Annotated in this window: 10 protein-coding genes; 8 read left to right on the top strand and 2 right to left on the bottom strand. The window is 53.5% G+C overall.

All coding sequences use genetic code 11. The features are described from left to right. The 7 genes from F8I07_RS07545 to F8I07_RS07515 form a co-directional block, all read left to right on the top strand. A partial coding sequence (locus tag F8I07_RS07545; protein ID WP_292657878.1) for an MBL fold metallo-hydrolase occupies positions 1-816 on the top strand: 816 nt, incomplete at its 5' end. A gap of 78 nt (positions 817-894) precedes the next feature. Continuing rightward, entirely contained in the window at positions 895-2,289 is a 1,395-nt protein-coding gene (locus F8I07_RS07540; RefSeq protein WP_292657875.1) for an FAD-dependent oxidoreductase, read from the top strand. An 11-nt stretch (positions 2,290-2,300) separates the two neighbouring features. Further along, a complete protein-coding gene (locus F8I07_RS07535) occupies positions 2,301-5,096 on the top strand; it encodes a plasma-membrane proton-efflux P-type ATPase (protein WP_292657872.1) in 2,796 nt (931 codons plus the stop codon). 70 nt (positions 5,097-5,166) lie between these two features. Continuing rightward, positions 5,167-5,925, top strand: coding sequence for a polyphosphate kinase 2 (gene ppk2, locus F8I07_RS07530; RefSeq protein WP_292657868.1), 759 nt, complete (start codon positions 5,167-5,169; stop codon positions 5,923-5,925). Beyond that, the gene (locus F8I07_RS07525) at positions 5,922-7,169 is read left to right on the top strand and encodes a DUF4010 domain-containing protein (RefSeq protein ID WP_292657865.1); all 1,248 of its coding nucleotides are present in this window, start codon (positions 5,922-5,924) and stop codon (positions 7,167-7,169) included. The genes ppk2 and F8I07_RS07525 overlap by 4 nt, the downstream gene beginning before the upstream one ends. A 403-nt stretch (positions 7,170-7,572) precedes the next feature. Continuing rightward, a complete protein-coding gene (locus tag F8I07_RS07520) occupies positions 7,573-8,532 on the top strand; it encodes a TIGR00730 family Rossman fold protein (RefSeq protein WP_292657862.1) in 960 nt (319 codons plus the stop codon). An 88-nt stretch (positions 8,533-8,620) separates the two neighbouring features. Continuing rightward, complete coding sequence (locus F8I07_RS07515) at positions 8,621-9,736, top strand: YfdX family protein (RefSeq protein ID WP_292657859.1); 1,116 nt, start codon at positions 8,621-8,623, stop codon at positions 9,734-9,736. Between the two features lie 288 nt (positions 9,737-10,024). Here F8I07_RS07515 and F8I07_RS07510 read toward each other — a convergent pair whose 3' ends face one another. Together F8I07_RS07510 and F8I07_RS07505 are read right to left on the bottom strand one after the other, a co-directional pair. After that, entirely contained in the window at positions 10,025-10,612 is a 588-nt protein-coding gene (locus tag F8I07_RS07510; RefSeq protein WP_292657856.1) for a DedA family protein, read from the bottom strand. A 1-nt stretch (position 10,613) separates the two neighbouring features. Continuing rightward, a complete protein-coding gene (locus F8I07_RS07505) occupies positions 10,614-11,399 on the bottom strand; it encodes a ferritin-like domain-containing protein (RefSeq protein WP_292657853.1) in 786 nt (261 codons plus the stop codon). A gap of 166 nt (positions 11,400-11,565) precedes the next feature. Here F8I07_RS07505 and F8I07_RS07500 point away from each other — a divergent pair. After that, positions 11,566-12,667: PEP/pyruvate-binding domain-containing protein (locus F8I07_RS07500; RefSeq protein ID WP_292657850.1), on the top strand; the 1,102-nt coding region annotated here is incomplete at its 3' end.

The raw sequence follows: 12,667 nt of genomic DNA, 5'->3' as shown, positions 1-12,667 counted from the left end.
GAAGTGGTCATGCCCTTCACCGAACGGGCCAAGATCGCCGACAGTCTGGTCATCGAGTCGACCTACGGCGACCGGGACCACCGCCCCCTCAAAAAGAGTATCGAAGAGTTCAAAAAGGTGGTCATCGATACGCTCCTCAACCGGGGCAACGTCATCATCCCCAGTTTCGCCATCGAACGGACCCAGGATCTGCTCTGTGTACTGAAACAGATGCATAAGGACAAAGAGCTTCCCTACTGCAAGGTTTTTCTTGATACCCCCATGGGGATTCGGGCCACCAATGTTTTCAACAAATATGCCGATCAGCTCAGCCCCCGCTGTCAGAAGTTCTACAAGGAAGACGGCGAAGTCTTTCAATTCCCCGGGCTCATCTTTACCCCGGAGGTCGAAGACTCCAAACGGATCAACGACGTAGGCCGCGGCGCCATCATCATCGCCGGCAGCGGTATGTGCACCGGCGGGCGGATCCTACACCACTTCAAACACCATATCTGGAACAAACGCAATGCCGTGATCTTCGTCGGCTATCAGGCGGAGGGGACCATCGGCCGCGAAATTGTCGAAGGGGCCAAATGGATCAAGATCTATCATGAGGATATCCGTGTGAGGGCCTCGATCCATACCATCAACGGTTTTTCGGCCCACGCCGATCAGGACGAGCTCATCGACTGGATGAAAGCCATCAAGCGACTCGGAGACGTCTATCTGGTCCACGGGGAGTTGGAGAAGCAGCTGGTGCTTCAGAAGGTGATGAAGAAGAAAATGGATAAAAAGGCCGTTATCGTCGAACAGGGAAAAGATTATTCTCTAGACTGAGATAGATGCAATCTAGATTGCATATGTTTTGGTGAGGATCGGGATATAATCCAAAAATAAACAATGGGAGGAGATATCATGGAGATCTCATCTGAAAAAACGTTCAAAAACTCACCGCTCTCCCGGCGGGATTTTCTCAAAGGAACGGCGGTTGTCCCTCTGTTGAGTTTGGCTGCCTCCCAGAGTGCGGAAGCGGCTGAAAGCAAACTCACGGCCGCCATAAGCAACAAAGCGGCAAAGATCCTCATCGTCGGGGCCGGGACGGGGGGGATCGATGCGGCGGCCCGTCTTCGCCGTGCCGCTCCCAAGGCCAAGATCACCGTTGTCGCCCCCAATGACGTCCATCTCTATCAGAGTGGTCAGGTCTTCGTGGCTGCCGGGCTCTATACGCAGGCGGACAATCGGCGTGATACCTCCAAGCTCATCCCCGACGGGGTCGAATGGCTTCAAGATCGGGTAACGGCTTTCGATCCCGACCACAACAGCATCATGACCGAAAAGAAGGGTGAGATCCCTTATGATGTTTTGGTCGTCGCCGCTGGGGCCGAACACGATTTCGCTTCGATCGAGGGGCTGAGCATCGACGATTTCGGCCGAAACGGAATCGCCAGCGTCTATCTCAATGATATCGACAGTGGGAAGGTCGCCGGCGGAGAACAGGTGCGCCAATGGTTTGAGCAGATCGCTCAGGCGGCCCAGGCGAAAGAACAGACGATCCTCTTTACAATCCCTCAAGGAGATGTCAAAGCGGAAAACGCCACGCTGGATATCCTCATGCTGGGCTTGGAGATCCTGCGGGGCAAAGGTCCCGGTCAAGGGCCGGATGTGAGCGACAGGATTTCGTTAACCCTCGCCGTAGGCAACGACCACCTCATCGCCTCCAAAGCCTTCGATGCTGCGGTGCAAAAGATTCTCCGGAAGGAAAAACGTCTCAAAATTCTATTCGATACCCAACTGAAACAGGTTGATCCAGCCAAGAAAACGGCGACGCTTCAAGACAAAAACGGTGAAAGCTCCTTACGGTACGACTTTCTGCATGTCGCTCCGCCGATCAAGGCCCCGGATCCGGTCGCCTCTTCCAAACTGGCCCTCGCCGAGGGGGTGCGGAAAGGTTTTGTCGAAGTCGATCCGGTGACGTTGCAGCACAAACGCTATCCCAATGTTTTCGCTTTGGGAGACGTGGCGGCTCTACCGGCCAAGAGCGGAGCGGCGACTCGAGATATGGCGATCGTCATACAGGATAACGTGGCCAATGCGTTGGAAGGGCGCAAGCTGAGTACCCGTTATACCGGTTATACCGCCGCACCTTTCAAGCCCCGTTTCGGACGGGAGATGCTGATCGAATATGACCGCAAGGGACCTTCTCCCACCTTCCCCCTCGATCCGACGGTTCCGCGATGGATTTGGTGGGAAGTGGATCTTCACCTGTTGCGATGGGTCTATTTTGATCTGATAATGCATGGGATGCTGTAAAGGAGTGGAAAATGAGAAATAAAAATAAAAAGACAAAAGAGTCTCTTCCTACTACCGATCGGGAAAACAATGAAGAGATGAAAAACACTGCCGAAACTTCTCCGAACGACATGGCGAACACACCACAATCAACGGCCGGAAACGCCGATGCTTCGATCCATTCCGGAGAAAAAGGAAAAATAGAAGAAAAAAAGAACCTCCCCAAAGATGCTTCCCCTGAAAGTCAGCAGCCTCAATCTCCGACAACAGATCAGCTTACCGCCAAAGGTCTCAGCAGCGAGGAGGCCCAAAAGCGATTGCAACAATATGGACCCAATGCGATCGAAGAGAAAGAAGAGACCTGGTGGCATAGGCTTTTTCGCCGTTTTTGGGGACCGATTCCCTGGATGATCGAGGTGGCGGCGATCCTCTCGGCTATTGCCCATCGTTGGGAAGATTTTACCATTATCATGGTCTTGCTCCTGGTCAATGCCATTGTCGATTTTTATCAGGAATCCAAGGCCCTCAATGCCATTGCGGTTCTGAAAAAAAAGTTGGCGCGCAAAGCTTTGGTACTGCGCGACGGCAAATGGCAGGAGGTCGATGCCAAGTTGCTTGTACCCGGGGATATCGTCAAGGTCAAGATCGGCGATATTGTCCCTGCCGACGCCAAGCTTCTGGGAGGCGGGGAGTTTCTGCTCGTCGATCAGTCGGCTTTGACGGGTGAATCGCTGCCGGTGGACAAAAAAGCCGGAGACGATCTCTATGCCAATGCCATCATCAAACAGGGAGAGATGATCGCTCAGATCACGGCAACCGGCAAGCATACCTATTTCGGCAAAACCGTCGGTCTGGTGGCCAAAGCGGAGCGTGAAGAGCGCAGCCACTTCCAGCAAATGGTCATCAAGGTAGGTAACTTCCTCATCTACGTCACACTGGTGATGATCGCCATTATCATCTGGCATGGATTGCGAACCCATCAGCCCACCGTCGATCTGCTGATCTTTGCACTGGTCTTGACCATTTCGGCGATTCCGGTAGCGATGCCGGCGGTCCTGACGGTCACCATGGCGATCGGAGCTCGTGTCCTGGCAGCCAAGCAGGCAATCGTCAGCAAGCTCGCTTCTATCGAAGAGATGGCGGGGATGGACGTGCTCTGTTCCGACAAGACCGGGACGCTGACACAAAATCGGATGAGCCTGGCCGATCCCTATGTCGTGGAGAAATATGACGCCGATACTTTGATGCTCTATGCGGCATTCGCCAGCAAAGAGGAAAACAACGATCCCATCGAGAAACCGATCTTCGAATATATCGACTCCCACAAACTTCGCCAGGAACTGGCCAAACACACCCTGAGCAAGTTTCTTCCCTTCGATCCGGTGCATAAACGCACTGAAGGGCTCTACAAAGAAAAAGAGTGCATGGTCTATACCAAAGGGGCACCTCAGGTGATCATCGAACAGTGTGACGAGAAGGAGTTCGACAAAAAGACGGCCTACGCCCAGGTAGAAGCTTTCGCCGAGAAGGGCTTCCGGACTCTGGGGGTCGCCTATCGCCGCTGTGAAGAGGATCTCTATCACTTCGTCGGACTCATTCCGCTCTTTGACCCGCCGCGACCCGACAGCAAAGAAGCGATCGCCGAAGCCAAGGCCAAGGGGGTCGAGGTCAAGATGGTCACCGGCGACAACATCGCCGTGGCTAAATATATCGCTTCCATTCTGGGGATCGGTGAGAACATCAAAGATGTGCGGGAGCTCAAGGGAGAATCGATCGAAGAGTATCTCTATCTCTCCAAAGTCCTGGCTAAAGCCATCGCCGAGCAGATGCATCCCGACGCCACCGATGCAGAGGTGGCGAAGCAGGTTGAGTCCATCATGAAAAAGGTGAAGCGCGAGCTCTACAATATGCCGATCCCCAAGGGGACTGTCAAGAAGCATGAGAGTGAGATCATCGCCGCCATTGAATCGGCCAACGGCTTCGCCCAGGTCTTCCCCGAAGACAAATATTTCATCGTGGACGAGCTGCAAAAGGCCGATCATATCGTGGGAATGACCGGCGACGGGGTCAACGACGCGCCTGCACTCAAAAAGGCCGACTGCGGTATCGCCGTCAGCGGGGCGACCGACGCCGCCAGAGCCGCGGCGGCCATCGTGCTGATGGCGCCGGGTCTGCGGGTGATCGTGGATGCCATCAAAGAGGCGCGTAAAATCTTCGAACGAATGAAGAGCTACACGATCTTCCGGATCGCCGAGACGATCCGGATTATCATCTTCATGACGCTGGCCATCGTCATCTACGATTTCTATCCCATTACGGCGATCATGATTATCGTTCTGGCCCTGCTCAACGACATCCCGATTATGACGATCGCTTACGACAACACGAAGGTGCGGGAAAAACCGGTGCGTTGGGATATGAAAGAGATCTTCGTCCTGGCCAGTTGGCTGGGGTTGGCGGGAGTACTCTCTTCCTTTACTCTTTTCTGGATTTTGATTTCAGTAATGCATGTACCGCTGGAGTTTGTCCAGTCGGCCTTTTTTGCCAAACTGGTCATCGCCGGACACGGCACCATCTACAACACCCGGATCGACGACTGGTTCTGGAAACGCCCCTGGCCCTCTTGGACCCTTTTTAACGCCACCTTCTTCAGCCGGGTGGCGGGTACGATTATCGCCGTTTACGGTTTCGGCTTGATGCAGCCTATCGGCTGGGCTTGGGCGCTCTCGATGTGGGCCTACGCTCTGACCTGGTTCGTTTTCAACGATGTGGTGAAGATGGCGGTTCTGCGCTATTATCGGAAAAAATATCATAGTGATGTGATCTAAAAGGCGGGGGGAACCCCGCGTTATTGGTCATTGGGGTAAACGAGATTTGATCGGTGAGGAAAGGACGAAGATGAAAAAGAAAGAATACAAAAAGCAGCTCTACAATCTGCAGGTGCAGCTGGTGAAGTTCCAGCGCCACGTCATCGAAAAGGATCTGAAGGTCTGCGTGATTTTCGAGGGGCGTGACGCGGCGGGCAAAGACGGGACCATCAAGCGCTTCCGGGAGCACCTGAGTCCCCGGGAGGCGCGGGTCGTGGCCCTGGGCAAGCCCAGCGACCGGGACAAAAAATCCTGGTATTTCCAGCGCTACGTTCCGCATCTGCCCAGCGGCGGGGAGATCGTCTTTTTCAACCGCAGCTGGTACAACCGCGCCGGGGTCGAGCCGGTGATGGGTTTTTGCACCGAGGAGGAGTACCGCTCCTTTATGGAAGAGGTGGGGAGCTTCGAGCAGATGCTGGTGCATAGCGGCATGATCTTCATCAAATACTACCTCGACATCTCCAAAGAGGAGCAGAAGCGCCGCCTCGAGGCACGCAAAAAGGATCCGCTGAAACAGTGGAAACTGAGCCCGATCGACATGCAGGCCCAGAAGCTCTGGAAAAAGTACTCCAAATACCGGGACAAGATGTTCGAAAAAACCTCCTTCGTCTTCGCTCCCTGGCATATCATTCACAGCGACGACAAAAAGACCGCCCGGATCAACGCCATCAAACACTTCCTCTCCCAGGTGGAGTATCCCGAAAAAGACGAGAAACTGCTCATCTATGACAACGACGTCGTTTGCGAATTCGATCCGGTCTGTTACGATAAAGGGCTCATCGCACCATGATTCTCTCTCCCGAACTGGTTCATTTCATTCTGACGGTCACCTTCGGTTTCCTCATCGGATTGGAGATCCGCAGCTATCGGGAGCATTTTCGGCCCGACAAACCCAAAGATTTCTTCGGTACGGCGCGGACCTATACCTTCGTCGCCATTCTGGGCTATATCTTCTACCGCCTCGACCCGGAGCGTCTGATCCTTTATACGACACTCCTGGTCGGGCTGACGCTGCTCTATGCAATCTTCTATTATCGTAAAGTTCAGGAGAATCGCCACAGTATCCTGCTCTATCTGGTGATGCTCTCTGTTTACAGCTTCGGGCCGTTGACGGAGCGTTTTCCCATCTGGATGTCGGCGCTGCTTTTTGTCCTGACGGTCTTTCTCCTCAACGCCCAGTCGATGATCCAGCGTTTCTCCACCGATTTCAACACCTACGAGTTTGAGACACTGGGGAAGATGGTGCTGCTTTCGGCGGTGATTCTGCCGATTCTGCCCGACCGCAACGTCATTCCCTATATCCCGCTCTCACCCTTCAAGATCTGGCTGGCAGTGGTGGTGATCTCGGGGATCAGTTACGGCGGCTATCTGGCCCAGAAATACTTCTTTCCCAATCGGGGCTATTTCCTCACCGGAATCATCGGCGGCACCTACTCCTCCACCGCCACCACCGTGGTTTTGGCCCGCAAGGCCCGTGCGATGGGCGAGAATCCCCTGATCGATGCTTCTATCATCGCGGCGACGTCGATGATGTATCTGCGGCTCATCGTCGTGGCGCTGATTTTCAACCATACGGTGGGTATGCGGCTGATTTTGCCTTTTATCCTCCTGGCGGCTCTGGGCTTTCTCTTTGCCGTTTTTTACATCCGGCGGGGGAGACGCGCTCAGCAGCGTCCCGATTTCGTCGATCGCAACCCGTTGGAGCTTCGCACGGCATTTTTGTTCGCCTTTCTCTTCGTCCTGATGATGGTGATTACCGAATATGTCACCCGTCACTACGGCAGCGGCGGGCTGAAGGCCCTGTCGTTTCTCGTGGGATTTACCGATATCGATCCTTTTGTCCTTTCGATCCTGACGGGGAAATATGCCGTTTCACTGCATGAGATCGTTTCGGCGATTATCATCGCCGCCGGGAGCAACAACCTTCTCAAGGCGGCCTATGCCCTTTGGTTCGGGGGGAGGGTCACCTGGCGTTCGGCGTTGTGGATCAGTGTGCTTGGAATTGTGACGATCGGATACGGATTGGTAATATAGAGTTTGGAAATGGTGGAAGAGACCGTATTACGTCGTCCTGAACTTGTTTCAGGACCCAGAGTGTTATAGGTATTCTTAGCCCTGGACACCGGATCGAGTCCGAGATAAAGGGAATTTTTCAGAGGTCCGTTTCTTATGGACGGTGGGCCCGAAGGGCACCACCCTACGAATGTCTGTCGGATTGAGTTCCGTCGTCCTGAACTTGATTCAGGACCCAGGGCTTATAGAACATTTCAAACCCTGGATTCCGGGTCAAGCCCGGAATGACGCAATCCCTGTCGTCCTTAACTCGACCCGGAGTCCAGGGCATCAACAGGATGCAACCCCCTGGACTCCGGATCGAGCCTTGAATGACGGCGAATATAAGGGAACTTGAATTGAAACCAAACTGGAAAGGAAAACAATGAAGAAAAAACTCCCCATCGAAAATACGGAGCTTCCCTGGGAACATCCCAAACCCAAGGCGGAAGACCCCCATGCTCAGCAACTGATCCAAAAGATCATGCAAAGCCCCACCTACCGCCTGGCGGAGGAAGATGTGGACTTCCTCCAGTCTTATGATACGCGAGGAATCAGGCTGGAGCTGGATTATCTCAAAGCTGAATTGCAGATGGCAAAAGCAGGGATCAAACATACCATTGTCGTTTTCGGCAGTGCCAGGATCCGGGAGCGCAAAACCGCTATGGCGAATCTGGAAGCGATCCAGAAAAAAGTCAAGGAACACCCCGAGGATGAGACGCTGATGCGGGAGCTCTATGTGGCGGAACGGATGCTGGAAAAGAGTATCTACTACGACGATGCCCGGATGTTCGGTCGCTATGTCAGCCGCAGCGGGAAAGGGCCCGAAGACAGCCGGGTGGTGATCATGACCGGCGGAGGACCGGGGATCATGGAGGCGGCCAACCGGGGTGCTTACGACGTAGGGGCCAAGACGGTCGGGCTCAATATCCATCTTCCCCACGAGCAGTTCCCCAACCCCTACATCACGCCGGAGCTCTGCTTCCAGTTCCACTATTTCGCCATTCGCAAGCTCCATTTCCTCAATCGTGCGAAAGCACTGGTGGTCTATCCCGGAGGATTCGGCACCTTTGATGAACTCTTTGAAACTCTGACCCTGATCCAGACCCGCAAAAACGATCCGATTCCGGTGGTATTGGTCGGTCGCTCCTACTGGAGCAAAGCCGTCGATTTCGATTTCCTGGCGGAGGAAGGGGTGATCGCCCGGGAAGATCTGGAAATCTTCCATTTCGCAGACAACGCAGCTGAAGCCTGGAAACATATCCTCCATTGGCACGAAACTTACAATACACCGCTTTTGGCCAAAGGTGAAAAGAATGGGATCGAAGAAAAAGACGATCAGTAAAGATAAAGAATCTTTACTGCTGTTATTTAATATCAGTTAATCCAAGTGGCATATACTATATTTATCCAAGCTCACTAAAGGAGAAACAATGAAAAAGATGATGATTTCAGCCGCCGCAGCGATGGTGGTGGGAACGGGACTCCAGGCGGGGAATGCCGCTTCGGCGAACACTCACGGAAAACCGGTACTGCATAACGAAGTGGCTGGCGCCAGTTACTACAGCATGCAGAAGAAAGCGGCTCGCTCCTTTATCCCGGCGGCGATCAAAGCTCATCATGCCGCGACGCCCAAGCCTCCCAAAGAGGTTCTCGACGCTTTTGGCGATACGGTGCGCGCTGTTCATGCTATCGGTCAGAAAGACACCAAAGCGGCGCAGAAATATTTGGAGGAGGCGGATAAGCTCTTTACGACCGCACTGAAGAAAAATCCTCAACTCAAATTTGTACCGGTGGATGAGATGATTCTGGTCAATGACGTCATCATTACGCCGCAGGATGCCAAACGGGTCGTCGATGGAGCGAGAGAATTGCTGAAATACTATCGGACTCAGGCCGCAAGAGAACTGTTGAGACCGCTGAAAGATGAGATGGATGTGCTCACCTCCTATCTGCCCATGGAACTCTATCCCACCGCGACCAAAAAGGCGCTGGAGGCGTTGAAAAAAGGGAAAACGGATGTGGCTCTCGGCGTGATGGCCCAAGCGTTCAATACCATCGTCACCGTCAAGACCGTGATCCCCATTCCTCTCCTGGCTGCCCAGGACTTTGTCCGTCAGGCAGCCGCACTGGACAAATCCAAAAAAGAGGAGGCGACCAAACTCCTCGAAGCCGCCAAAGCGGAATTGCAGAAAGCTTACTATTTTGGCTATACCGACAAACGCAGCGCCGCCTACAAAGATCTGTATGACCAGATCAACGCCCTGGAGAAAGAGATCAAAGGCAAAAATATGGTTGAAAAGCTCTACACTCATCTGAAAGAGAGCTTCAGCAAGTTGATCGGCAAAATCTACTCTGATATGAGAGACACGGTTGCAACTGAAGAGGCCAAAGTGATGAAAAATCCCAAAGAGACCATGGGGATTCCTTCAGCCAAAGCCAAAGTAGAAGAGACCCGGGACAAAGATAAGTTTGAAGCGAAAATGAAAGCTTCGGACTTCGGCAAAGAGGTGGAAGCCGACCTGAAAAAAGCGGCAATTTCCCAATAAACCTTCTTTTCCGGGAGTGGGCAACGATCGCCCGCTCTACCTCTCTCTTTTTTTACCGTAACTTTTGCTAGTCTAGAGTCTTGTTTATTTCTTCATTTGTTTTTCTTTGTTCGCGCGACAAAGAAAAACGAAACGAAGCAAAGAAAAAGAAAACGCGAGGGACTGGCGTCTTAGCGGAAGTGCCATTTGATAGCGGAAGGGTGTAGTGTGGGATTACGATTCCACGAGATTGGAGGTGCGACATTCGTCATTAATCGAGTTCAGGACGAGCGTGTGGTGTGTCCGATTCTATGCCGTTTCGAGCTTGGCTTTGCGCATCTCTCTCCAGACATAGACCGAAACGGAAACAATGACGAATCCCAGCAAAATCAGTGAAAACCAGGCGGCACTTTTGTGGGCGGCCTGGCCTTCACCGAAGATATAGCCGATCAGCAGCATGAAACCGACCCAGATGAGATTGGCGGTGAAGGTGAGGGGGATGAAATCGCGCAGTCGCATATGGGAGAGTCCGGCAGGGATCGAGATGTATTGGCCAAGCCCCGGCGTCAGGGGAGCGAGAAAGACCGAGATCTTTCCGTGAAGGCGAAAAAAGAGGCTGACCTTTTTGATGATGGGTTTCTCTTTGAAAAAACGGTGGACGAGATAGCGGGCGAGGGCATAATTGATCAACGCGCCGCTGAGGCTTCCCAGGGCTCCCGAGACAAGAAGCAGAGCGAAGCTCTTCTCTCCCAGGGAAGCGAGATAGCCGGCAGGGATCAGGAGGATCTCACTGGGAACCGGGATGAAGGTGCCGACCAGCAGCATATAGCAATAGACGCCGAAATAGCCCATGCTGTCGGCGAACTGTATCAGCAGTGTCGTGAGAGCGTGGAGCATTTCAGATACCGAGAACCCGCAGGGCCCCCTGGATCGTGGAAGCGGTGGCGTTTTCCACGTGACGATGCAGATGCAGAGGGTGCATCAGCATCTTGACCGCCATCTTGTAGGGGTAGAACTCTTTGGCGAAGGTTTTGGTCCGGGCTTTGAAGTGTTCGAAATCCTCGCCGGGGGCGATATATTTGTGGGCGATGAAGATATCTTCGTCGCTGGCCTCTTTGAGCCGGGCATAGATCACTTTGGTGATATCGGTGCGGCCCAGATGTTCTTCCTGATTGTACTTTTCGAATCCTTTGTCGAACTCTTCGTAATGATAGACTTCGTCTTTGTGGATATTGTGGGCGATTTCGGCCAGGATCGGTTCGTCAATGGACTTGGCATAGTCGGTCATGGCCCGGTAGAGGGTGGAGGTTCCGGTCTCCACCACCATCCGCGCCAGCATCTCCCGGGCCCGGGTAGGCTGGAATTCGTCGAGGGTACAGAGTTTGCCGTACTCTTGGCGGAACCCTTTGTAGGCCTTGTCCCAGTCGAAATCGGGCCAGACGGTTCGGACATATTTGCGCAGCGCTCTGCCGTGCTGAATCTCTTCGGGTTCCCAGGTGCTCTCCAGCCAGGAGACGATCGGTTCGTCGCCGGCGTAGAACTCAGCCAGGTTCTTTTCGTAGAGATCGGACGTGATCTCGATAAAGGAGGCGATGGCAACCACTTTGAAGAGAAAATCGTTCTCTTTGACTTTGGGGACATCGATCGCATCGTACTCGATTTCCCGGTAATTCCAACGAGCCATATCTTTCCTTTCAGGAATCATCCATTGTATTTTATCTTTATCCCATGGAGGCAAGTACAAAGATTATAACCGAAAAAATATCATTGAAAAGTGACATAGGTCACGTTTCCGTTTAATCATTGGTGATACCATTAAGTCAAAGAGCATTAACTAGAAAGGATTAACGATGAGTCAGTTCGTCAAATGGTTCGAAGAGATCGGCATCGAGGATGTCCCGGAAGTGGGGGGTAAAAACGCATCGCTAGGGGAGATGTATCGCAATCTGACGCAGGAAGGAGTGCGGGTTCCCCACGGCTATGCCGTGACGGCCACGGCCTATCGTCACTTTATAGAGGCCAACGGTTTGGAGTCCAAACTCCATGAGATCCTGGATGGGCTGGACTACGACGATGTGACGGCATTGCAAAAAGCCGGGGCAGCCTGTCGCAAGCTGATCCAGGAAGCCCCGGTACCCGAAGATTTGCAAAAAGAGATCATCGAGGGGTACCGCAAACTTCAGGAAGAGTACGGTGACAAAGTGAGCCTGGCGGTTCGTTCCTCCGCCACCGCCGAAGACAGTCCCGAAGCCTCTTTCGCCGGACAGAACGACACCTACCTCAACATCAAAGGCGACGACGCCCTCATAGACGCCTATCGCCGCTGCCTGGCCAGTAACTTCACCGACCGCAGCCTCCACTACAAGCACGACAACCACTTCGACTGGGCCAAAGTCTATCTGAGCGTCGTCGTGATGAAGATGGTCCGCTCCGATATCGGTGCCAGCGGGGTGATGTTCAGCCTCGATACCGAGACGGGCTTCCGTGACGTCGTCTTCATCAACGCTGCTTTGGGTCTGGGGGAGAACGTGGTGCAAGGCACCATCGATCCCGACAGCTTCTACGTCCACAAACCGACCTTCGAGAAGGGCTATCGTGCGGTGCTGAAGCGTCGCCTGGGGACCAAAGAGAAGAAGATGGTCTTCACCGACACCCTCAACACCGACAATATCGCCGTCGAATACACCAAAAACGTTCCGACAAGCGAAGAGGAGCGCAGCCGCTTCGCCATCACCGACGACGACGTGATGGTCCTGGCCGACTACGCTATCAAAGTCGAAAAACACTACTCCCAAAAAGCGGGCCACGACAAACCGATGGATATGGAGTGGGCCAAGGACGGCGAAGACGGTCACCTCTATATGGTTCAGGCGCGCCCCGAGACGGTGCAGTCGCAGAAAAAGGGAACGATTCTGGAGATCTACCGGCTCAAAGAGCGGGGCAAGGTCCTGG

It is taken from the genome of Nitratifractor sp., assembly GCF_015487065.1.
In the GTDB taxonomy this organism is placed as follows: Bacteria; Campylobacterota; Campylobacteria; order Campylobacterales; family Sulfurovaceae; genus Nitratifractor.
The sequence above is the reverse complement of the archived record's forward strand: the minus strand, read 5'-3'. Positions and strand labels throughout refer to the sequence as shown.